Origin of the sequence: Cellulosimicrobium marinum (genome assembly GCF_020551945.1) — a bacterium.
Classification (GTDB): Bacteria; Actinomycetota; Actinomycetes; order Actinomycetales; family Cellulomonadaceae; genus Cellulosimicrobium; species Cellulosimicrobium marinum.
Genome location: NZ_JAJBZH010000001.1, coordinates 702,356 through 723,271 on the forward strand (window position 1 = coordinate 702,356; position 20,916 = coordinate 723,271).

Annotated in this window: 21 protein-coding genes; 14 read left to right on the plus strand and 7 right to left on the minus strand. The window is 74.7% G+C overall.

What is annotated here, in order from left to right; all coding sequences use genetic code 11:
- Positions 1 to 68 precede the first annotated feature (68 nt).
- Both LGQ04_RS03230 and LGQ04_RS03235 read right to left on the minus strand, forming a co-directional pair.
- Positions 69 to 764 (minus strand): hypothetical protein, encoded by a 696-nt coding sequence (locus LGQ04_RS03230; RefSeq protein WP_229242143.1) that lies wholly within the window; start codon positions 762 to 764, stop codon positions 69 to 71.
- Positions 765 to 894: 130 nt separating this feature from the next.
- Positions 895 to 2,598, minus strand: a complete 1,704-nt coding sequence (locus tag LGQ04_RS03235; RefSeq protein ID WP_229242144.1) for a SulP family inorganic anion transporter — start codon at positions 2,596 to 2,598, stop codon at positions 895 to 897.
- A 185-nt stretch (positions 2,599 to 2,783) separates the two neighbouring features.
- Here LGQ04_RS03235 and LGQ04_RS03240 point away from each other — a divergent pair, with 185 nt between their 5' ends.
- Together LGQ04_RS03240 and LGQ04_RS03245 are read left to right on the plus strand one after the other, a co-directional pair.
- On the plus strand, positions 2,784 to 3,281 hold the full coding sequence (locus LGQ04_RS03240) for a DUF1269 domain-containing protein (protein ID WP_229242146.1): 498 nt from the start codon (positions 2,784 to 2,786) through the stop codon (positions 3,279 to 3,281).
- 24 nt (positions 3,282 to 3,305) lie between these two features.
- A complete protein-coding gene (locus LGQ04_RS03245; protein ID WP_229242147.1) occupies positions 3,306 to 3,977 on the plus strand; it encodes a GAP family protein in 672 nt (223 codons plus the stop codon).
- A gap of 9 nt (positions 3,978 to 3,986) precedes the next feature.
- Here the strand turns inward: LGQ04_RS03245 and LGQ04_RS03250 are convergent, their stop codons facing one another.
- Positions 3,987 to 5,261 carry an AI-2E family transporter gene (locus LGQ04_RS03250; protein WP_229242148.1) on the minus strand — a complete coding sequence of 425 codons (1,275 nt, stop codon included), beginning with the start codon at positions 5,259 to 5,261 and terminating at the stop codon, positions 3,987 to 3,989.
- A 151-nt stretch (positions 5,262 to 5,412) separates the two neighbouring features.
- Between LGQ04_RS03250 and LGQ04_RS03255 the strand changes: the two genes are divergently transcribed.
- From LGQ04_RS03255 to LGQ04_RS03270, 4 genes are read left to right on the plus strand one after another with little or no spacing between them, the layout of a single operon-like run.
- Entirely contained in the window at positions 5,413 to 5,823 is a 411-nt protein-coding gene (locus LGQ04_RS03255; protein WP_229242150.1) for a DUF7144 family membrane protein, read from the plus strand.
- 46 nt (positions 5,824 to 5,869) lie between these two features.
- Positions 5,870 to 6,301, plus strand: a complete 432-nt coding sequence (locus tag LGQ04_RS03260) for a DUF6325 family protein (protein ID WP_229242152.1) — start codon at positions 5,870 to 5,872, stop codon at positions 6,299 to 6,301.
- A gap of 58 nt (positions 6,302 to 6,359) precedes the next feature.
- Positions 6,360 to 6,725, plus strand: a complete 366-nt coding sequence (locus tag LGQ04_RS03265) for an SHOCT domain-containing protein (protein WP_229242154.1) — start codon at positions 6,360 to 6,362, stop codon at positions 6,723 to 6,725.
- A gap of 33 nt (positions 6,726 to 6,758) precedes the next feature.
- Positions 6,759 to 7,241 carry a DUF1269 domain-containing protein gene (locus tag LGQ04_RS03270; protein WP_229242156.1) on the plus strand — a complete coding sequence of 161 codons (483 nt, stop codon included), beginning with the start codon at positions 6,759 to 6,761 and terminating at the stop codon, positions 7,239 to 7,241.
- Positions 7,242 to 7,274: 33 nt separating this feature from the next.
- Here the strand turns inward: LGQ04_RS03270 and LGQ04_RS03275 are convergent, their stop codons facing one another.
- The 4 genes from LGQ04_RS03275 to LGQ04_RS03290 all read right to left on the minus strand — a co-directional run bounded on the left by LGQ04_RS03275 (position 7,275) and on the right by LGQ04_RS03290 (position 13,886).
- The gene (locus tag LGQ04_RS03275) at positions 7,275 to 8,369 is read right to left on the minus strand and encodes a sigma-70 family RNA polymerase sigma factor (protein WP_229242158.1); all 1,095 of its coding nucleotides are present in this window, start codon (positions 8,367 to 8,369) and stop codon (positions 7,275 to 7,277) included.
- Positions 8,370 to 8,475: 106 nt separating this feature from the next.
- Positions 8,476 to 10,644 (minus strand): SpoIIE family protein phosphatase, encoded by a 2,169-nt coding sequence (locus LGQ04_RS03280; RefSeq protein WP_229242159.1) that lies wholly within the window; start codon positions 10,642 to 10,644, stop codon positions 8,476 to 8,478.
- Positions 10,645 to 10,731: 87 nt separating this feature from the next.
- A complete protein-coding gene (locus LGQ04_RS17610; protein WP_372469916.1) occupies positions 10,732 to 13,674 on the minus strand; it encodes a helix-turn-helix transcriptional regulator in 2,943 nt (980 codons plus the stop codon).
- Positions 13,675 to 13,742: 68 nt separating this feature from the next.
- Positions 13,743 to 13,886, minus strand: a complete 144-nt coding sequence (locus LGQ04_RS03290) for a hypothetical protein (protein WP_229242163.1) — start codon at positions 13,884 to 13,886, stop codon at positions 13,743 to 13,745.
- Between the two features lie 320 nt (positions 13,887 to 14,206).
- On the opposite strand from LGQ04_RS03290, the gene LGQ04_RS03295 reads away from it, so the two are divergent.
- The 8 genes from LGQ04_RS03295 (at position 14,207) to LGQ04_RS03330 (ending at position 20,886) form a co-directional block, all read left to right on the plus strand.
- Positions 14,207 to 14,899, plus strand: a complete 693-nt coding sequence (locus LGQ04_RS03295; protein WP_229242164.1) for a hypothetical protein — start codon at positions 14,207 to 14,209, stop codon at positions 14,897 to 14,899.
- Positions 14,896 to 15,297 carry a UBP-type zinc finger domain-containing protein gene (locus tag LGQ04_RS03300; RefSeq protein WP_229242166.1) on the plus strand — a complete coding sequence of 134 codons (402 nt, stop codon included), beginning with the start codon at positions 14,896 to 14,898 and terminating at the stop codon, positions 15,295 to 15,297. The genes LGQ04_RS03295 and LGQ04_RS03300 overlap by 4 nt, the downstream gene beginning before the upstream one ends.
- A gap of 511 nt (positions 15,298 to 15,808) precedes the next feature.
- On the plus strand, positions 15,809 to 16,150 hold the full coding sequence (locus tag LGQ04_RS03305) for an S-adenosylmethionine decarboxylase family protein (protein WP_229242168.1): 342 nt from the start codon (positions 15,809 to 15,811) through the stop codon (positions 16,148 to 16,150).
- Positions 16,147 to 16,956, plus strand: a complete 810-nt coding sequence (locus LGQ04_RS03310) for a DUF4178 domain-containing protein (protein WP_229242170.1) — start codon at positions 16,147 to 16,149, stop codon at positions 16,954 to 16,956. The genes LGQ04_RS03305 and LGQ04_RS03310 overlap by 4 nt, the downstream gene beginning before the upstream one ends.
- A 33-nt stretch (positions 16,957 to 16,989) precedes the next feature.
- Positions 16,990 to 17,214: a DUF350 domain-containing protein gene (locus tag LGQ04_RS03315; protein ID WP_229242172.1), complete on the plus strand. Its 225-nt coding sequence runs from the start codon at positions 16,990 to 16,992 to the stop codon at positions 17,212 to 17,214.
- A gap of 2 nt (positions 17,215 to 17,216) precedes the next feature.
- A complete protein-coding gene (locus tag LGQ04_RS03320; RefSeq protein ID WP_229242173.1) occupies positions 17,217 to 18,782 on the plus strand; it encodes a polyamine aminopropyltransferase in 1,566 nt (521 codons plus the stop codon).
- Between the two features lie 85 nt (positions 18,783 to 18,867).
- On the plus strand, positions 18,868 to 20,058 hold the full coding sequence (locus tag LGQ04_RS03325) for a serine hydrolase domain-containing protein (RefSeq protein ID WP_229242174.1): 1,191 nt from the start codon (positions 18,868 to 18,870) through the stop codon (positions 20,056 to 20,058).
- Positions 20,059 to 20,247: 189 nt separating this feature from the next.
- Positions 20,248 to 20,886 (plus strand): DedA family protein, encoded by a 639-nt coding sequence (locus tag LGQ04_RS03330; RefSeq protein ID WP_229242393.1) that lies wholly within the window; start codon positions 20,248 to 20,250, stop codon positions 20,884 to 20,886.
- Positions 20,887 to 20,916 lie beyond the last annotated feature (30 nt).

The window sequence follows — 20,916 nt, forward strand, 5'->3', positions numbered from 1 at the left end:
CGGTGCCCGACGACGCGGGGCGGGCTCGCGTCGTCGGGCACCGGCGGGTGCGTGACCGGGGGCGGCGCTCAGCGCCGGTCCCCGAGCGCGAAGCCGAGCGCCGTGACGACGAGCCAGACCGGCCCGACGAAGCCGGCCATGTACTGCAGCGGCGAGATGCCGGTGAGCAGGGTCAGGCCGCCGAGCACGACCCCGACGACGCCGATCCACCGGGGGGCGGCCGCGTGGCGCAGCGCGGCGACGCCGAGCGCGACGCCCGTGACGCCGGCGCCGACCCACAGCCACGGGATCGTCGCGACCCAGTCGACGTAGAACGCGCCGGACTCGGGGACGAGCAGCTCGGGCTCGGAGAACGCGAAGAGGAACTGCGTGTCGAGGCCGGAGCCGAGCAGCCCGGCGACGGACACGAGGACGAGGCCCCAGCCGGCGACGGTCGGGAGCAGGGACCCGGTGGGCGCCTGCGCGTCGAGGCGGCGTCGCAGGCCCGCCGCGAAGACGAGCACGAGGAGCGCGCAGGCGATGGTCGCGGTGTGGAACACGATCTGCGAGCCGAGGCGACCGGCCATGTCCGCCACGATCGCGTCGGCGTCGCCGGCGGTCTCCTCCCAGTTGGCGCCGAAGGCCATCGAGCTCTGGACGGAGACGAGGCCGAGCACCCCGGCGGCGGCGCCGGTCCAGGCCCAGGCCCGCGAGGACCCCTCGCGGGCGCGGCGTGCGGCGGGTGCCCCGACGAGGGGCGAGGTGGTGAGCGGTGCGTCCTGCACGGGAGGTCCTCCTTGGTCGGGCGCGGCCGTCCGCGCCACCGTCATCGACCAGGGAAGGCTCGTCGACGGGGTGTCCCGGGCCACAGAGGCACGTGTCCCGACCTTCCGGGCGGTCCGAGGTGCCGCGCCGTCAGGCGTCCTGCGGTCGGTTCGCGTCGATCGCGGCGTCGATGCGGCGGAACGTGGCCGGCCGGTCGGGCCCGACAGCGGTGCGCAGCTCGTCCCGGACCTGCCCGACGTCGCGCGCCAGGACGAGTCGTACGCCGTCCCGCTCCAGGTCGTCGCGCAGCCGGACGAGGGTCTCCGCGCCGTCCACGTCGACGAACGGGACGCTGTGCGCGTCGAGCACGACGACGCGGGGGTGCTCGCTCGTCACGAGCTCGCGCACGCGGTCGCGGACCACGTCGACGTTGGCGAAGAACAGGCCGCCCTCGATCCTCAGCACGAGCACGCCGGGGACGACCGTCCCGGCGTCCTGGTGGAGCGCCGCGAGACGGTCGGCGTCCACCCACATGCCGCCGGGCCCGCGGACGAGCCGGGCGACGTGCGGGTGGGACACGCGCGACAGCAGGAGAAGGAGGGAGAGCACGATCCCGACGACGAGACCGGGGAGCGTGTCGAGCACGAGGACCCCGACCGCGGTGGCGAGGGCCGCGTAGAAGTCGCTGCGCGCCGCGCCGCCGTACAGCCGGAGCATCAGCGGTGTGCGCAGGCCGTAGAGGCGCCGCATCGCCGACACGTCCACGAGCTCCACGACCGCGGCGATGACGACGGCCGCGAGCGACGCCTCCGGCAGGGACTCGAAGACCGGGGTGAGGAAGAGCAGGGTCAGGAGCGTGAGCGCGGCCGCGACCAGCCCGGACAGCTGGCTCCGTGCGCCCGCCCCACCGTTGACGGCGGTCTTCGACAGGCTCCCGTTGACGACCATGCCGGAGGCGAGACCAGCCCCGAGGTTCGCGGCGCCCATCCCGAGGAGCTCCCGGTTCGCGTCGATGTCGTACCCGTCCCGGGCCGCGTACGCCTTCGCCGCACCGAGCGCCTCCGCGATGCCGACGAGCATGACCCCGGCGCACGGCCCGAGCAGCGACGTGTAGTCGCCCCACGTGACGTCGGGCAGCCCGAGGGTCGGCAGGCCCGCGTCGATGGGCCCGACGACGGCCACGCCGTCGTCGTCGAGCGCGAGGAGGGCGACCGCGAGGACCCCGGCCACCACGGCCACGAGAGACCCGGGCACGGCGGGCGCGACGCGCCGCAGGACGATCAGCAGCACCAGGGTGCCGACGCCGAGGGCCGCGGTGGGCAGGTGGGTCTCGCCCAGTCGCGTGACGACGTGCCACACCTCCGCGAAGAAGTCCTCGCCCCCCTTCTCGATCCCGAGCAGGGCGGGGACCTGGCCGACGATGATCACGAGCGCCACCCCGACGACGAACCCCTTGAGCACCGGGGTCGAGACGAACGCCGCGAGGAACCCGAGACGCGCGAGGCCGGCCACCACGCACAGCAGCCCCGTGACGACGGCGACCGCGGAGGTCAGCGCGGCGAAGGCGAGGTCGTCCCCGGGCGCGTAGAGGGCGACGACGCTCGCGGAGAGCGCGGCGGTCGCGGACATCGGACCCACGACGAGGTGCCGCGAGCTGCCGAACAGCGCGTACAGGACGAGCGAGGGCACGGCCGCGTACAGGCCCACCACGGGTGAGACGCCCGCGATGGACGCGTACGCGAGCGACTCGGGGACGAGGACCGCCCACACGGTGAGGCCCGCGACCACGTCGTGACGGATCCACTGCGCCCGGTACCCGCGCAGGGAGCCGAGCAGCACCGGGTTGCCGGCCATCGCCGTCCTCCTTCGTGGGCGCGTCGTGCGTCGGCACCGATCCTCTCGTGCCGCGCGGATGCCGCCACCGGAGCGGAGATCCGCCCGGTGGCGGTCCCTGGGGGCTGGCCCTAGCGTCGAGACGCCGACGCAGTCGGCGCGGAGCACCCGCGTGCCTCCGACGAGACGACGGAAGAAGGACCGACGTGGCCACCCTGACCGTGTGGAAGTTCGACACCCCCGACGGCGCCCAGCAGGCGGAGGACGCCCTGCTCGCCCTGCAGAAGCAGGAGCTCATCCAGGTGCAGGACGCCGCGACGGTGTCCTGGGAGGAGGGGAAGAAGAAGCCGCGGACCCGGCAGGCGAACAGCACGACCGCGGCGGGCGCCCTCGGCGGGACGTTCTGGGGCATGCTCTTCGGCCTCATCTTCTTCATCCCGCTGCTGGGCGCGGCGATCGGCGCGGCCTCGGGCGCGATCGCCGGCGCGCTGACCGACGTCGGGATCGACGACGACTTCATCGACTCGGTCCGCAGCAAGGTCACCCCGGGCACGTCCGCCCTGTTCGTCCTCACGTCCGGCGGGGTGCTCGACCGCGTGCACGACGCCCTGCGGGCGCAGGGGTTCCACGGCGAGCTCCTGCAGACGAACCTGTCCGCCGACGAGGAGGCGAAGCTCCGCGCCGCGTTCGACGAGAACGCCTGACGGCGCGGGACCGGGAGACGACCCGTGGGAGCCGCGATCGGCCAGTCCCTGCCCGTCGCCGTCGGCGTGATGATCAGCCCGCTGCCGATCGTCGCCGTCGTGCTCATGCTGAGCAGCGCCCGCGCGACGGTCAACGCTGCGGCGTTCCTCGTCGGCTGGTTCGTGTCCGTCGCGGGGGTGGCGCTCGTCGTCGCGCTCCTGTCGGAGGCCGCGTCGCCCGACGACGCCGGCCCTGCCCCCTGGACCGGGTGGCTGAAGATCGCCCTCGGCGTCCTGCTCCTCGTCGTCGCGGTGCGCCAGTGGCGCGGCCGGCCCCGCGAGGGCGTGGAGCCGGAGCAGCCGCGGTGGATGGCGGCCGTGGACCGGTTCGGACCGGTGCAGGCCCTCGGACTCGCCGTGCTCCTCGGGGCCGTCAACCCGAAGAACCTGCTGCTGACCGTGTCCGGCGGGACCGCGATCGGGGCCGCCGCCGCGGGCAGCACGGGCACGAGCGTGGTCGCGGCGGTCGTGTTCGGCCTCGTGGCGAGCGCCGGCGTCGCGATGCCGGTCGTCGTCTACGTCGCGACCGGCGACCGTGCCGCCGAGGTCCTCGACGCGCTCAAGGCGTGGCTGGTGCAGCACAACGCCGTCGTCATGTCCGTCCTGCTCCTCGTCCTCGGGACGAAGATGGTCGGCGACGGGATCAGCGTCGTCTGAGCCGACGGGCTACTCGATGCCCTCGGCCCGCCGCTCGTCCACCGTGCGGGCCGCCTCCGCGGCCGCGCGCCGGTTCGCGCGCCGCCGGTGGCCGGCGCCGCCCTCCCCGTCGTGGCGGCGACGCCGGGGCCGGTCGTCGTCCTCCCCCGGGTCGTGCAGCAGGTGGGAGTCGATGAGCTCGTGCCGCTGGAGGTACGTGTTCGCGACGGCCTGGATCGTCGCCGCGATGGGGAGGGCGAGGAACGCCCCGAGGGCCCCGAACACGGCACCGAACGCGAGCACGACGACGAAGCTCACCGCCGGGTTCATCTCCAGCGCCCGCGCGGACACCTTGGGCGAGAAGTACAGGTTCTCGAGCTGCTGGTACCCGATGATGAAGGCGAGCACGCCGAGGGCCTGCGGCACGCCCTGCGACGTGAGGGCGACCGCGACGGGCAGCGCCCCGCCGATGTACGTGCCGATCGTGGGGACGAACTGCGACACGACGCCCGTGAACACGGCCAGGGGCAGCGCGTACGGGGTCTGCACGATGAGCAGGAACACGAGCGTGAACACGCTCGACAGCGCGGCGAGCACGATGCGCGAGTTGATGAAGTCCGACACCTTGACCTGCGTGATCTCCCACAGCCGCAGGACCTCCTCCTGCCGACCCGGGGTGAGCCACCGGCACACCGCGGCCCGGAACCGCGGCCCCGCGGCGAGCAGGTAGTACGTGACGAGGAGGATCGTCAGCGCGGCGAAGATCCCCCCGACGATCGTCGTGCCGACCACGATGGCGCCCGACGCGACGTCCTGCCCGAACTGCTCGAACGCCTGCCGCAGCAGCTCGTCGGACTCGGGGAGCGCGACGTCGAACCGGGAGCCGAGCCAGTCGCGGAACTGCTCGTAGAGCGTGGGCAACGACTGGACGAGCTGGACGAGCTGCTGCACGAAGAGGTTGCCGAACAGGGCGAGCACGACGATGACGACGACGATCGACCCGATGAGCGACACCCCCGCGGCCACGCCGCGCCGCCACCCGTGCCGCACCAGCCACACGACGATGGGCTCCAGGGCGAGCGCGATGAAGAACGCGATGAGGATGTTGACGCCGAGGCCTTCGAGCTGACCGAGCGCGTGCCACGCGAAGATCGCGACGAACACCGCGACCACGCCCATGACCAGCGCGCGCGGGACCCAGCGGGGCGGCCTGCGCGAGTCGTGCTGGACGGGACGGGTGCCGTCGTCGGGCACGCCGGACCAGGGGTCGGCGTCGCGGGCGACGGGCGTCGGCTGGTCGGTCATGGGTCGAACGTAGTGCGCCCCCCGGACCCGGGCGCGGCGGCGCACCGGACCCCTTCCGCGTCGGGATGCCGAACCTCGTGATCGGTGCCACGATCGACGCGCGGACGACGGCGCCGCCGAACCGGTCGGCGGGCGGGCGAGAGGCGGAGGAATGTCACGGTCATCTCAGGTGACGGCGTGGGTCGGCTGGATCTGGTTCGCGGGGATCGTGCTCGTGACGATCGGGTTGTTCAACGCGATCAGCGGCCTCGTCGCGGTGTTCTCGCCGAAGAGCCTCGTGGAGATCTCCGAGCAGGGCGTCGCCGTGCTGGACGTCTCCACGTGGGGCTGGATCCACCTCGTGATCGGGCTGCTGATCGTCGTCACCGGTTTCGCCCTGCTCTCGGGGCGCGGCTGGGCCCGGCTCGTCGCGATCGTCCTCGTCGTCATCAACGCGGTCGCCCAGTTCACGACGCTCCAGCTCACGCCCTGGTGGTCTCTCGTCACCATCGCGCTCGACGTGTTCGTCCTGTGGGCCCTCGTGGTCCACGGCGACGAGGCCGAGCGCGCCTCGCGCGCGTAGGCGCCGGGCCCTCGCACCCACCCGTTCCGACACCCGGGAGAACCTCATGCCCATCTCCAGCTTCGGCCCCGTCGAGATCGTCGCTCTCGCGTTCCCCACCAGCCGCATCCCCGACGCCGTCCAGGCGGCCGTGCGCGACGTCCTCGCCGCGGGGACCGTCACGCTCCTCGACCTCGTCGTGGTGCGCCGGTCCGAGGCCGGCGACGTCGAGATCCTCGAGCTGACGGACCTCGGTGACGAGGTCGAGATCACCGACGTCGAGCTCACGAGCGCGGGCCTCGCCGGCGAGGAGGACCTCGACGAGGTCGCCGCGGGCCTCGCGCCGGGGACGTCCGCGACGGTCCTCGTCGTCGAGCACACGTGGGCGCGCGGCATCGTCGCGGCCGCCAACGAGAACGACGGCGTGGTGCTGCTCAGCGAGCGCATCCCCGCCGAGGTCGTCAACGAGGTCGCCGACCTCGCGCTCGTCGAGGGCTGACGAGGACGTCACCCCCCCCGCACCCCCGTCCCCGTTCGACTGCTGAAGGAGTCACGCCATGCCCATCCGCCGCGTCGGTCGTCCCGGCCTCATCGGGACCGCCGCCCGCACCGCCGTCATCGCCGGGACCGCCCAGGCCACCGCCGGTGCCGTCTCCCGCCGTCAGAACGCCCGGCAGCAGCGCAGCTGGGAGGAGCAGCAGGCCGCCGCCCAGGCGGAGCAGGCTCGCATCGAGGCCGCCGCGCAGCAGGCCGCCGCCCAGCAGGCGGCGCAGGCGCAGTACGCCGCTCCCGCACCCGCCGCCCCCGCCGCGGCCGGGCAGGGGGACCTGCTCGCCCAGCTGGAGAAGCTCGGCCAGCTCCGCTCGGCCGGGGTGCTCGACGACGCGGAGTTCGCCGCCGCCAAGGCCAAGCTCCTCGGCTGACGGCCGACCCCACGAGACTCCAGGAGGACGACCATGGCGACCTTCACCGTCTGGGGGTTCGACACCCCCGCCGGCGCCGACACGGCGTCGGGGATCCTGCACGACGCCGCGTCCCAGGGACACGTCCGTCTCGTCGACACGGCCGTGGTGTCGTGGCCCGAGGGCGCGTCGAAGCCCACGACGCGCCACGGTCACCAGGACACGTGGCGCGGCACCGGGTGGGGCGCGTTCTGGGGCCTGCTGCTCGGGTCGCTGTTCTTCGCGCCTCTCGTCGGCGCCGCGGCCGGCGCGGCGTTCGGGGCCGCGTCGAAGGCCATGGCGGCCGTCGGCATCGACGACGACCAGCTCGACCGGATCCGGGCGGGCGTCACCCCGGGCACGTCGGCGCTCTTCGTCGTCACGGAGGACGGGGACCTCGACGCCGTCGGCGAGCGGTTCCACGGCGTCCACGGTCGTCTCGTCGCGACGAACCTCACCGAGGCGGAGCGCGCGACCCTCCTCGACACCTTCGGCTGAGGGCCGTCGTCGGTGGCGTGAGCGTCGGCGCGGTCAGTCGTCGAGGCGCGGCGGGAGCCCGAACAGCGGGAACCAGGCGGGCGTGTCGAGGAACGCGTTGATCGCGGTCACGCGACCCTCGTGCGTCTCGATCACCTGGAGCGCCCACGGCTCGTACCCGCCGCCCTCGGCGCGCCGGTACTGGCCGAACCCGAACGTGCCGTTGGCGCGCACCGGGACCAGCCGCGACCCCTCGCACTCCCAGCCCGGTCCCACCATCCACTGCACGATGTCGCCCGTACCGCGCATCCACAGCGGGTACGGCGGCATCGACAGCGTCGCGTCCTCGTGGAGGATCGCGACGAGCGCGTCCATGTCGTAGCGCTCGAACGCGTCGAGGTAGCGCTCGAGCAGGCGCCTCTCCTCGTCGCCGAGGCTCTGGTCCGTCGTCGCGGGCGCGAGCGGGGCCGCGTCGTCGGGTCCGCCGGGCGCCGCCGGACCTGGCTCGCCGTCCGCGGCCGCGCTGTCCCAGTGTGCCCGCGCCGCGAGCGTCGCACGGGCCCGCTGGAGGGCGCTGTTCACCGACGCGACCGTCGTGTCGAGCAGCTCCGCGACCTCGCTCGCCTGCCACCGCAGCACCTCGCGCAGCAGCAGGACCGCGCGCTGGCGCGGCGGCAGGTACTGCAGGGCCGCGACGAACGCCAGGCGGATCGACTCCCGGCCCACCGCGACCAGGGCCGGGTCGCCCTCGCGCGGCAGCACCCGGTCGTCCGGCACCGGCTCCACCCAGGTCTCCTCCGGCAGCACCTGGCCGAGGTTCTCCACGTCGGCCGACTGCGGACCCCCGAGGCCCATCGGACGCTCCCGCCGCTTGCGCGCCGCCAGGGCGTCGAAGCACACGTTCGTCGCGATCCGGTACAGCCACGAGCGCAACGACGACCGCCCCTCGAAGCGGTCGTAGGACCGCCACGCGCGCACGAACGTGTCCTGCACCGCGTCCTCCGCCTCGAACGCGGACCCGAGCATCCGGTAGCAGTAGCCCGTGAGCTCGCGGCGGTACCCGGAGAGCGCGGTGTCGAGCTCGTCGCGGGCCGGCCGGTCGTCCGGCGTGGCGAGGCTGCGGTCGACGGGTGCGGCGACGTCGGTCATGGCTGTGGCCTCTCAGGTGGTGTCTCACGGGGGCGGCGAGCGCGACGCGGACCGGGATGTGGCCCACGCCACACGTTACCGCCGGGCTCCGACACCGCCCAGGGGGTCAGCCCGACACCGCGAGCTCGAACCACACCCGCTTGCCCGCCGGGGTCCCGCCGTCCGGGTCGGCCGGCAGCTCGTCCACGCCCCAGCGCCGCGCGCACCGTTCGAGGAACTGCACGCCGCGCCCCCCGGTCTCGTGCGGCTCCGGGGTGCGCAGCCGGGGCGGCGTCGTGCTCGCGTCCCGCACGCCCACGCGCAGGACCCGGTGCCCCACCTCGACGTCGGCCTCGACCGGACCCGTCGCGTGCTGCACGGCGTTCGTCAGGAGCTCGCTCGTGAGCAGCATCGCCACGCGCCGCACCCCCGAGGGCACGTCGCAGTCCTCCAGCAGGTCGTCCACCCACCGGCGCGTGGGCCCGATCGCCGTGGACACCGACGCCATCGCGCGCCGCGCCGTCGCCGGCCGGCCCGGTCGCGGCAGGTGCGGCACCGTGTACCGGGCCCGCAGCGCCAGCACGGCGACGTCGTCCTGCTGCGGGCCCTCGACCAGCGCCCGGACGAGCGCGTCCGGGAGGGCCGACGTCGCGGTGTCCGCATGGGCGGCGAGCGTCCGGGCCAGCTCCGCGACCCGCTCCGAGAAGGCCGCGCCGCGCCGCTCGACCAGCCCGTCCGTGTACAGCAGGAGGGTGTCCCCGGGGGCCAGACGCGTCCGGTGGTCGTGCCGCGCGGTCCCGGGGAGCACCCCGAGCATGAGGTCCGGGGCGCCGTCGAGCACGTCGACCGACCCGTCGGCGCGGAGCACGAGCGGGGCAGGATGCCCGGCGGTCGACCAGGTGACGTCGAACCCGTCCCCCGACCGGTCCAGGCGCGCGACGACGGCCGTGCCGCTCGCGTGCAGCGCGAGACCGCGGTTGGCGCGGTCCAGCAGCCGCAGCAGCGTCGCCGGCGGCTCGTCCTGGCACCACGCGAACGTGCGCAGCATCGAGCGCATCTGCCCCATCTGCGCCGCGGCCCGCATGTCGTGCCCCGTGACGTCGCCGATCATGAGCACCGACGCGTCCTCGTCGACGACCACGGCGTCGTACCAGTCGCCGCCCACCTGGTCGGTGCGCGTCGCGGACGCGTAGGTCGCGGCGAGCTCGGCGTGCCGCACCGTCGGGAGCTCGGTGAGCATCGCCGTCTGCAAGGTCGCCGCCACCCGGTGCCGCTCCTCCAGCAGCCGCACCCGGTCGAGCGCGTGCGCCACGTACGACGCGATCGTCGTCTCCGTCTGACGCGCGTCGTCGTCGAAGTCGCGGTCGGTGTCCCAGGCGAGGGCGATGATCCCCAGCAGCCCCGTCTCCGACACGACCGGCACGAACGAGCGCGCGTGCACGCCGTCCGGGGCGATGAGGCTCGCCGCCTCCGGGAACGCCCGGCTGTACTCCTCGTGGTCGCGGAACGTCAGGTGCGTGCGCGTCCGGGCCGCGACCGTCGCGCCCCGCTCCTCGTCCAGCCGCATCCGCCGGAAGACGCGCGGCACCCCGGGCTCCAGATGGTCCAGGGTCGTGTACGTCAGGCGCTTGCCCGCGTCGTCCAGGAGCGCGAGACCCGTGTAGCGCGCGCCGATCGCCGCGCCGACGCCCACCAGCCGCTCCGCGACGTCCTCCACGGAGCGCGCCGCCGCGAACGACTCCGACAGGTCGAGCAGCAGCCGCGCCCGCCGGTTCGCCACGAGCGCCGCCCGCTGCATGCGCCGGGCCCGCTCGCGCGCGAGACGCAGCCGCAGCTCCGACGTGCACGCCGCCGCCAGGTCCGCCAACGTCGCCAGGTCGGTGTCCGACCACGGCCGCGGGCTCCCGTCGATCGCGCACAACGACCCCACGACGTGCCCGCGCGGGTCGAAGATCGGGAAGCCCGCGTACGCGACCACCCCCAGGTCGTCGATCGCGCCGTTCCCCTCCAGGCGTGGCACCTCGCGCGCGTCCGTCACGACGAGCGGCTGCGCGTCGTCCACGACGTAGCGGCAGAAGGAGTGCGACAGGGGGGTGCGGCGACGGCTCTGGTACGGCTCCGGGAGGCCGAACGCCCCGGGGAAGACCTGCTCGTCGTCGAGCACCAGGGTGACCAGGGCGGTCGGGACGCCGAGCTGGCGCCGGACGAGGCGCGCGAACCGGTCGAACGACTCGTCCGCCGCGGGCGCCGCGAGCCCCGCCTCGACGAGCTCGCGGAGCGCCTGGGCCTCGGTCATGCTCCAGTATGGTCAGCCCCGCGTCCCGACGGCAGGGCGAAACGTGCAAAAACCGCTGGTCGGACGGGGTGAAACCGGACGAACGCGTCAGACGTCGATGAGTCCGCGCTGGTGCGCGAGCGACACCGCCTCCGCCCGGCCCGACGCCCCGAGCTTCGCCAGGACGTTCGACACGTGGACGCTCACCGTCTTCGTCGAGATGTACAGCCGTTCCCCGATCTGACGGTTCGTGAGCCCCTGCGCCACGAGCCGCAGCACCTCGTCCTCCCGCCCCGTGAGGACGGCCGTCGTCGGGCGGCGCAGGCCCGGCAGGTCGAGCCGCGCCCGCCGCGCCAGCGCGCGCACCGCCTCCGCGAGCGGCCCGGCGCCCATCGCCTCGGCCTCCTCCAGCGCCTGCGCCGCCTCGATCTCCGCGGCGTTGCGGTCGCCCGCGGCGCACAGCGACTCCGCCCACCGGAACCGGGAGCGTGCCGTCTCGAAGCGGTAGCCGTAGTCGAACGCGCGCGTCGTCGCCTCCCACGCGCCCGGGTCGTCCGCGCCCGTGAGGCGCGCGTGCTCCGCCGCGGCCCGCGCGAGCCACGCACGACCCTCGGGGCCGAGCGTCCCGCCGCGGGGCCGGCCGCGCTCCGCCGTCGTCCCCGCCGCCTCCAGCAGCGCGTCGCCGCGCGCGACGAGGTCCGCCACCTCGGGCGAGTCGCCGCCACCCGTGAGCCGGGCCTCCTCGGCCGCGTCGGCGAGCGCCGCGAGGGCCAGCGCCGAGAGCCAGATCCGCCCGAGGAAGTAGTCGCTCCACGTGCGCCCCAGGTACTCCACGAGCTCGACGGCGAGGTCGACCGCCTCCGCGTACCGCCCCGCAGCGGTGAGCGCGTCGATCGAGCAGCCGCCCGAGATGAGCGCGATCATGCCGTCGCGCGACCAGTCGCGGCGCAGGGCCGCCCCGCGCTCGACCGCGTCCTCGTCGCCGCGTGCCACCGCGGCGTAGAGCTGGACGGCGGCGAGGGTCGGCACCCAGCTCTCCGGCACCGGCTCGCCCGCCGTGTCCGTGGGCGTGAGGTCGCCCGTCGCGTAGCGGACCAGGTCGACGAACAGGCGCAGCTCGACGCCGTACACGCTCCACCCCAGGCCCGTGGCGAGCGCCCGGTCGACGCCGTCGCGCGCGACGTCGAGCGCCTCGTCGAGCCGCCCGGCGTAGTAGCGGTTCGCCGCGATGTTGTACCAGCACCGCAGCTCCGTGAGGATGTCGCCGGCCTCCACGGCCCGCTCCCGCGCGCGCTCCAGCAGCACCGCCGCGCGGTCCTCGTCCTCGACCTCCAGGACGGCCATCGTCGTGAGCACGTCCGCCTCGACGTCCGGCGCGTCCACCCGGTGCGCCTCGGCGAGCGCCTCCGCCGCGACCTCGGCGGCGAGCTCGTCCAGGTCCGCGTTCATCGCCGCGCGAGCCCGCATCGCGAGCGTCCACGCGCGGTCGAGCGACGGCGGGTCCGCGGGCAGGACGGCGAGCGCCGCCTCCGTGTGCGCGAGGACCTCGTCCACCTTCTCCGTGCCCAGGAGGTAGCGCGACAGGACGTGCCGCAGCGCGGCCTGCCGCAGCGGGTCCCCGGCCGTCGCGTCGACCACGGCCCGGGCGAGCGCCACGGCCCGCTCCGGCTCCCCGGCACGGCTCGCCGCCCCCGCCGCCGCGAGCGCGACGGCGACGCGGTCCTCCCCGAGGCGCTCCGCGGCGTCGGGCACCGCCGACCACAGGGACAGGACCTGCTCCAGGTGGCGCAGCTCCTCCGCGGGCGCCAGGACGCGGGCCGCCTTGCGGGCCGCGGCGCGCGACGCCGTGAGCGCGGCCGGCAGGTCGTGCGCGGTGAGCGCGTGGTGCGCGCGCAGCGCCGGGGAGCCGAGCGTGCGGTCCCCCTCCAGGGCCCCCAGGTACGTGCGGTGCACGCCGACGCGCTCCCCGGGCAGCAGGTCGGACGCGACCGCCTCCGCGAGCAGCGCGTGCCGGAACGCCACGGTCGCGCGCCCGCCCGGGTCGCCCTCGACGGCCAGCACGTGGTGCGCGATCGCCTCCCGCAGCGCACGGTCGAAGCCGCCCGCCGCGTCGTCGAACGTCGGGTCCTCCGCGAGGACGGCGCGCAGCAACGGCTCGGAGACCTGCCGGCCCGACACCGACGCGGCACGCACCAGGTGCTGCACGGCCGGGTCGAGCGTCTCCAGGCGAGCCCGCAGCACGTCCGCGAGCGACCACGGCAGCGCGTCGCCCGGTCCCGCCTCGACGAGCTCCTCCGCGAAGTACGCGTTGCCCTCCGAGCGGGTCCGCACCGACTCGAACGCGTCGTCGTCCAGCGGGCCGCCCGCGACGGCCGTCGTGAACGCGCGCAGCTCCGCGGGCGTGAACGGGCGCAGCTCCACGTGCTCGACGCGCGGGTGGCGGTGCAGCTCCGCGAGGACCGGGCGCAGCGGGTGGCGGCGGTGCAGGTCGTCCGACCGGTAGCTCGCGACGACGAGGACGTGCTCCGCGCGCAGCCGCGCCACGACGAAGCGCAGCACGTCACGGCTCGACGGGTCCGCCCAGTGCAGGTCCTCGACGACGAGCACCAGCGGCGACTCGGGCGTGCCCGACGCCGCGAGCGCCGCCGCGATGCTCTCGAAGAGCTGGAGGCGCTCGCCCTGGCTCTGCTCGTCGTCGGCCGGGAGCGCCGCGTCGAGCAGGCGGGCGAGCGCGGGACGCTCCTCGACCGTGCGGTCCACGGCGTCGTGCACGCCCCGCAGCATGGTCAGCGCCTCCGTGAAGGGGAGATAGGGGAGCCCGACCTCGCCGAGGTCGACGCAGTGGCTCCACACGACCGTCGCGCCCGCCTCGGCAGCACGCTCCCCGGCGCGCGTCAGCAGCCGCGTCTTGCCGACGCCCGCGTCCGCGCCCACGAGGACCACGCCGGGCTCCCCGCGGCGCGCGCGCTCCACCGCGGCGTCGAGCAGGTCGAGCTCGGCGGCACGGGCCACGAACGACGCACGGGAGGAAGGCCGGGGCACGGGCCCCATCCTCCCCCCGCCCGCCGACACGGGGCCAGAGGATTGGTCCCGTGCCGGCGGCGCCGTGGCCGCGCGGCTCACCGGGCGGTCGACTGGTGGCGGTGGCGACGCCCCCGCAGCCAGTGCAGCAGCACCGGGTCGCCGCGGCGGAAGTCGTCGCGCACCTTCTCCTGGTGGTAGGTGACCTCGGCCTCGAAGGCCGGGCCGAACGGCATGCTCATGGTCGTCCCCCGTCTCGCAGGCTCCCTGCCTGCCTGACGTCCACACTCGTCCTGAGCCGGTGCCCCGGGGATCGGTCGACCGGGCACCGATCCTGCGTCCACCACCTCAGATGCGGTGCCCCGGTGACGGCTGAGGCGTCTGAGGTACCTCAGACGCCCGACCTGTCAGCGCGCCGTCGACCCCGGGACCGGTGGGGCGCTGACAGGTGCGCGACGCGGGCGGGGTGCGCAGGTGTGGCCTCCGTCACGTCTCCCGTTGCCAAGGTCGAGGGCCCGGCGCAGACTGGACCTGACCGGACCCGCCGTGTGGGGGTGACCTCGTGACAGACACCTACGACGTGCTGCCGATGCTGGGCCGTGGCAAGCACCGCAACCCGAAGAAGGGCGCGTGCTTCATGGAGCTCGCGTCCTACCTCGCGGGCGAACGATGGAGCGACCACCCGAGGTGCACGCACCCGCTCCTCGCCATGCTGGCCCGCGCGGTGAACGACCTCACGGTCGATCCCGAGCGCCCGCGGCTCGCGCCCCTCATCCCGTCGGTGATCGGCCTGACGAGCGCCGACCCGCACTGGGACGTGCGCATCGCGCTGCGCGCCGCGCAGGCGGCCCTGCCGATCGCGCCCGCGGAGCGCCAGCAGACCCTCGCCGTCGCCGTCATCGGCGCCGAGAAGATGCTCGACGTGCTCGACGACCGACCGCCCGGCACGCTCAGCGCCGAGTCGGCCGACGCGCTCGCCACGTGCCCGCGCACGGCCCGGTGGGCGCAGAAGTTCTGCGAGGGCGCGCGCCTGCGGCCCGGACGGTTCGTGCGCGACGCCGCCCCCAGCATCATCTCGGCGGCCGTCCAGGGCATCGCCGAGGCGTGCGTGCCGAACCCCGACGAGCGCCTGCGCGACCTGCTCTCCGCCACCATCGACGACTGCCGTCGCTGGGCGGACGCGACGCCCGCGCCCGCTCTCGACCCCGAGGCGTGGGCGCCCGTCGTCCGTGCGTCGGGCGCCGCAGCACGGTGACGGCCGACCGCGCACCGAACGTCAACGGCGACGGGCTCGACGACCCCGCGCTCGCGGCGGCGCTCGCCGCCGCCCTCGACCCGTCCGCGGCGCCGAGCGGCGAGGGGTGCGCCGAGTGCGGCGACGCCGACGGCTGGTGGGTCCACCTGCGCCGCTGCGCGACGTGCGGGCACGTGGGCTGCTGCGACTCGTCGCCCGCGCAGCACGCCACCGCGCACTACCGCGAGACCGGGCACCGGTTGATGCGGTCGTTCGAGCCGGGCGAGGACTGGTACTGGGACTACCCGACGGCGCAGGTCCTGGAGGGCCCGCACCTCGCGGCGCCGCTGTCGCACCCGGTGGAGCAGCCGACGCCGGGCGGTCGCGTCCCGGAGAACTGGCGCGAGCTGGTCCGCTGACGCCCGGCCCGCCGCTCTGTGCCGGCCTGCCGGCCCGCGCCTACGCGTGGACCACGCGCGCACCGTCGACCGTACGCGTGTGTCCCGTGGGTCCGCGTGAGCGGCCAGCCGCGCGGGGTGGTCGACGGCGCGTGGACGAGCAGGACGCGCGCGACGCCCGGCGAGTCGGGGTCGAGCGCCCGTGGCAGGCGCTCCTGCCTCAGTTCCGCGACCTCGTGCAGTTCGTGCTCGTGGGGGCGGCGGGTCGTGAGCATCGTCCCGAGGGCCGCACGCCCGGCACCCAGGGCGACCACGCGACGTCGGGCACGAAAACCCGGGTATTACCTCGCGCAACCACGGTTCTACCTCGCGCGACCACGGTTCTACCCCGGCCGACCCCGGTACTCCCTCGCCCGGACGGTGGGTGGTCCGCTTCGTCCGGTCCGCTAGGGTGTGCGCGGTCCGTCACCGCGGGCCCGGGAGGACGACGCCGCGTTCCGCCCGCGCGACCCTGTCCCGACGGAGCTGAGCCGTGCACCGCAACCTCGTCCACGTCTTCGACGTGACGGGCGCCGACCCCCGCCTGCTCGACGACGAGCCCACGGTGCGCGCGTCGCTCGCCGAGGTCGTGGACCTGGCGGGGATGACGCCGCTCGGTGAGGTCGCGCACCGGTTCGAGCCGCAGGGCACGAGCATCGCGGTCCTGCTCGCGGAGTCGCACCTCGCGGTCCACACGTGGCCGGAGCACGGGGCGGCGTACGTGACGCTGACGACGTGCCGTGCGCCGTCGTCCCCGACGTTCGTGGACGACGTCCGCGCCCTGCTGCGCGACACGTTCGCCGCGGCCGACGTCGCCGCGCGGAGCCTCGTGTGAGCGCGTCGGGTCCGGGCGGGTCGGGTCCGGGCACGTCGGGGACGACCGCGGCGGGCGCGCGTCTGTCGATGCGCGTCGGTGAGGAGCTGGTCGGCGAGGGCCCCGAGGCGCCGCGGACGCGCGTGCGGGCGGCGGCGGTGCTCGAGACGACGCAGGCCGGCTCGACGTCGACGTGGGAGGAGTGGCAGCTCGTCGGGGCGGACGGGTCGGACCTGTGGGTCGAGCACGACCACGACTCGGGCGACGTCACGCTGTACCGGCCGACGGAGACGGACCCGCCCGTCGTCGACCTGTCGGACCTGCACCGGGGGCGTGCGCTGGACCTGCGTCTCGACGGGCGGCCGCACCGCCTGCACGTGCGCGAGCGCGGCACGGGCACGGTGCGCGCGGTGGCGGGGACGTTCGCGGAGCCGTTCGTCCCGGGCCAGAGGGTCGAGTACGCGGACCTCGCGGGGCACGGTGTGGTCGTCTCGGTCGAGCGCACCACCGCGGGCCCGCTCGGCCCGGTGACGAGCGTGTACGCGGGGCGCCGCCTCGACGTCGCGGAGCAGAAGCGGCTGTTCGGGCGCCGTCTGGCACCGCGGGGCCGCGGCCGCTCGACCTTCGGGTTCCTCGCGGTGGCCGTCGTCTCGGTCTTCGCGTTCGCCGCGTGCCAGGCGTCCGCGTCGGACGACGACGGCTCGTGCACGCCGCGCACCGTCGTCACCGCGCCGGCGTCCGGGGAGCCCACCTCGACCTCGACCGAGTCCTCGTCCTGCGTCCGACGCCCCGTGTACGGCGGCGGGGGCGGCGGACTGGGCAAATGACCACGACACCCACCCTCAGCTAGGAGCCGATCCATGGACGCCGCACTCCTCCTGCCCGTCTGGGCCTTCCTCTCGACGATCCTGTATTCGGTGCTCGGCATCGTGCTGCTGCTGCTCACGCTCGTCGTGGCGAACAAGGTGTTCAAGCTCAACCTGCACCGCGAGCTGGTCGACGAGCACAACACCGCGTTCGGCGTGATGATCGCGGGTCTGGCCGTCGCGATCGGCCTGATCATCGCGGGGACCATCCAGTCCTGAGCATGTCCGTCCTCGACGTCGTCGACGCGCCCGCCCCGGCCCGGGGGCGTCGCCTGGACCGCCCGACGGTGTTCGCGGCGGCTCTCCTGGTCGCCGTGGGCGGGCTGGTGTACGAGCTCGTCCTCGGGACGGCGGCGTCGTACCTGTTCGGCGACTCGGTCGTCGCGTTCTCCGTCGCGACCGGTCTGACGTTGTTCGGCATGGGCCTGGGCTCGCTGCTCGCGCCGCGGCTGCAGCGCGCGGCGGGGCTGAACTTCGTCCGCAACGAGCTGGTCCTGAGCCTGCTGGGCGGGACGTCGGTGCTGGTGCTGTTCTGGGCGTACGCGCAGACGGAGGTGTACTGGGCGGTCTTCGTCGCGCTGTCGCTCGTCATCGGCACGGCGATCGGTGTGGAGATCCCGCTGCTCGTCGCGCTGCTCAAGGAGCACGGGCGTGACGAGTCGGTGTCGTTGCTGTCGAAGGTGCTCGCGCTCGACTACTTCGGGGCGCTCGCCGCGTCGTTGCTGTTCCCGTTCCTGCTGCTGCCGTCCCTCGGCCTGGTGCGCACGGCGTTCGCCGTGGCGGTGCTCAACGTCGCGGTGGCGCTGTTCATGCTCGCGCGCATGGGTCACCCGCCGCGGTGGACGGCGCTGACGTGGGTGACGCTCGCGGTGCTGCTCGGCGGGTTCGGTGCCGCGACGTGGCTCGAGTCGTCGATCGGCGCCCGGATGTACACGGACCCGGTGGTGGCGCAGGAGACCAGCGCGTACCAGCGCCTCGTCGTCACCGACTACCAGGGCGACGTGCGGCTCTACCTCAACGACCAGCTCCAGTTCTCGTCCGTCGACGAGGCCCGGTACCACGAGACCCTCGCGCACGCGGCGATGACGTCGGTCGCGGCTCCCGCGTCGGTCGCGATCCTCGGTGGCGGGGACGGTCTGCTCGCCCGCGAGGTGCTGCGGTACGGGTCGGTCCGCGACGTGACGCTCGTGGACCTCGACCCGGCCGTCACCGACCTCGCGCGCGACAACCGCCTCATCGCCGACCTCAACGGGCACGCGCTCGACGACGCGCGCGTCACCGTGGTCAACGCCGACGCGTTCCGATGGCTCGACGAGACGCGGGAGACGTTCGACGTCGTGCTCGTGGACCTCGTCGACCCGTCGACGGAACGTGTCGCGAAGCTCTACTCGCAGGAGTTCTACGCGACGGTCGGCGCGCACCTGCGCCCCGGCGGCGCGTTCGCGACCCAGGCCACGTCGACGTACTTCACCCCCGACGCGTTCTGGCAGGTCGTCGCGACCGTGCAGGCCGCGGGCCCCGACCGGTCCGTCGTGCCGTTCGGCGTCAACGTGCCGTCGTTCGGCGAGTGGGGCTTCGTCCTGTCCCTCCCCGGGCCCGACGGCGCCCCCGGCCTCTTCGCGCGCACGCCCCTCCCCGACGGGCTGCGCTTCCACGACGCCGCGTCGCTCGCCGCGACCACGCACCTCGCGGCCGACAACCCCCGGCGCGACCTGCCGCCGTCGACCCTGCTCTCCCCGACCGTGCAGCGCACCTACCAGGACGACATGCGCGCCTGGCGCTACTGAGACGCCGAGCCCGCCGTTGCGACGATCGGGACGACGAGAGGGAAAGGGCGTGCGGGCGGGGGGCGACGAGGCCTACCGTCGACCCATGAGCCCGCTCGACGACGACGCTCTCGCCTCCCTGGACACCTCTCTGCGCGAGGCCGCGGCGCGGGACGCGTTCTCCGGCGTCGTGCGGGTCGAGCACCACGGCCGCGAGGTGTTCGAGCGGGCGTACGGGACGGCGTCGCGCCGCTGGGGCGTGCCGGTGCGCACGACGACCCGGTTCGACGTCGCGTCGGTGACGAAGCTCTTCACGGCGGTGGCGGTGCTCCAGCTCGTCGGCGAGGGGCGCCTGGGCCTCGACGACCGGGTCCACGACCACGTCGACCTCGGCGGGACGGCGATCCCGCGGGAGGTGACGATCCGGCACCTGCTCACGCACACGTCGGGCATCGCGGACGACGCCGACGAGGAGGCCGGCGAGTCGTACGAGGCGCTGTGGGTGGACCGGCCGAGCTACTCGGTGACGCGCACGGCGGACTTCCTGCCGGGGTTCGTCCACAAGGAGCCGAACTTCTCGCCGGGCGAGGGCTGCCGGTACTGCAACGTCGGGTTCGTCCTCGCGGGGCTCGCGCTGGAGGCGGTGACGGGTAGCACGTACCGCGACCACGTCCGCGAGCACGTGTTCGCGCGCGCCGGGATGGATCGTTCGGGCTTCTTCCGCATGGACGAGGCGGAGCCGGACGTCGCGGAGGGCTGGGAGCCGGTGCGCGCCCGCGGCGCGGACGGGTCGCGCGGCCCGGTGACGGGGTGGCGGCAGAACATCTACTCCTACCCGCCCGTCGGGTCGCCCGACGGCGGCGCGCACGTCACGGCGGCCGACCTCACCCGGTTCCTCGGCGCGGTGCGCGACGGCGTCCTCCTCGCGCCGGACCTGACGCGCGCCTTCTTCACCCCGCAGGTCAAGCACGACGACGCGGACACGGAGGAGACGGACGAGAAGGACGCCGAGGACGTGCCGCGCGCGGCGAGCGTGCACTACGGGTTCGGGCTGGAGTTCGAGCTGTACGCCGACGGGTCGGTGCGCTCGGCGTACAAGGAGGGCATCAACACGGGGTCGAGCGCGATGCTGCGCCACTACCCGGACGGTGCGGACGCGTCGGCGCCGGGCACGACCGTCGTCGTGGTGTGCAACGCCGAGTCGGACGCGTGGGACCCCGTCATGCTCCTCGACTCCCTCGTCCTCGGCTCTCGACCTGTCAGCACCCCACCGGTCCCGGGACCCGTCGGGCGCTGACAACCTGCCCAGGACCTCCACAGCATCCCGGTCGCCGCGCGACGCGGGCTTCCCGGGCTCCGCCTAGGGTCGGGAGGCGTGACCTCCGGACCCTTCGCCGTGCTCGTGGCTCCTCCGACGGCTTCTCCCGCGGCCGCCGCGGCGGCGGAGCCTACTCTCGACGGCGTCGCCGGCTGGGCCGTGAACCTCATGGAGACGCTCGGGCCGGTCGGCGCCGCCATCGCCATCGCGCTCGAGAACCTGTTCCCGCCGCTGCCGAGCGAGGTCATCCTGCCGCTCGCCGGGTTCACGGCGAGCCAGGGGAGCTTCGGGCTGGCCGAGGCGATCCTGTGGACGACCGCCGGGTCGGTCGTCGGGGCGCTCGCGCTGTACGCGGTCGGTGCGCTCGTCGGTCGCGAGCGCACCCGCTGGGTCGCGGAGCGCCTCCCGCTCGTCAAGGTCGAGGACGTCGACCGCACGGAGCAGTTCTTCCTGCGCCACGGCGGCGCGACGGTGTTCTTCGGCCGGTTCATCCCGATCTTCCGCAGCCTCATCTCCATTCCCGCGGGCGTCGAACGCATGCCGGTGTGGAGGTTCACGCTCCTCACCACGGCGGGAAGCGCGATCTGGAACACGCTGTTCGTGCTCGCCGGGTACACGCTCGGGGAGAACTGGCACGTCGTCGAGCGGTACGCGGGCCTCTTCCAGACGGTCGTGATCGTGGTCGTCGCCGCGGCGGTCGCCTGGTTCGTCGTCACGCGCGTGTGGCGCGCCGTGCACGACGACGCCCGGCCGGCCCACGCGCGACGGCGCGGCGCCGCACCCCGCGGCGACGACACCGTCCGCTGACGCCCGGCGGGGCGCCGTCGTGAGTTCGGC

Coding starts and splice junctions, on each gene's coding strand:
- LGQ04_RS03235 (WP_229242144.1), bottom strand. CDS start 2,598: ATGGCCGGCAACCCGGTGCTGCTCGGCTCCCTGCGCGGGTACCGGGCG.
- LGQ04_RS03250 (WP_229242148.1), bottom strand. CDS start 5,261: ATGACCGACCAGCCGACGCCCGTCGCCCGCGACGCCGACCCCTGGTCC.
- LGQ04_RS03255 (WP_229242150.1), top strand. CDS start 5,413: ATGTCACGGTCATCTCAGGTGACGGCGTGGGTCGGCTGGATCTGGTTC.
- LGQ04_RS03260 (WP_229242152.1), top strand. CDS start 5,870: ATGCCCATCTCCAGCTTCGGCCCCGTCGAGATCGTCGCTCTCGCGTTC.
- LGQ04_RS03265 (WP_229242154.1), top strand. CDS start 6,360: ATGCCCATCCGCCGCGTCGGTCGTCCCGGCCTCATCGGGACCGCCGCC.
- LGQ04_RS03270 (WP_229242156.1), top strand. CDS start 6,759: ATGGCGACCTTCACCGTCTGGGGGTTCGACACCCCCGCCGGCGCCGAC.
- LGQ04_RS03275 (WP_229242158.1), bottom strand. CDS start 8,369: ATGACCGACGTCGCCGCACCCGTCGACCGCAGCCTCGCCACGCCGGAC.
- LGQ04_RS03280 (WP_229242159.1), bottom strand. CDS start 10,644: ATGACCGAGGCCCAGGCGCTCCGCGAGCTCGTCGAGGCGGGGCTCGCG.
- LGQ04_RS17610 (WP_372469916.1), bottom strand. CDS start 13,674: ATGGGGCCCGTGCCCCGGCCTTCCTCCCGTGCGTCGTTCGTGGCCCGT.
- LGQ04_RS03290 (WP_229242163.1), bottom strand. CDS start 13,886: ATGAGCATGCCGTTCGGCCCGGCCTTCGAGGCCGAGGTCACCTACCAC.
- LGQ04_RS03315 (WP_229242172.1), top strand. CDS start 16,990: ATGGACGCCGCACTCCTCCTGCCCGTCTGGGCCTTCCTCTCGACGATC.
- LGQ04_RS03320 (WP_229242173.1), top strand. CDS start 17,217: ATGTCCGTCCTCGACGTCGTCGACGCGCCCGCCCCGGCCCGGGGGCGT.
- LGQ04_RS03325 (WP_229242174.1), top strand. CDS start 18,868: ATGAGCCCGCTCGACGACGACGCTCTCGCCTCCCTGGACACCTCTCTG.
- LGQ04_RS03330 (WP_229242393.1), top strand. CDS start 20,248: ATGGAGACGCTCGGGCCGGTCGGCGCCGCCATCGCCATCGCGCTCGAG.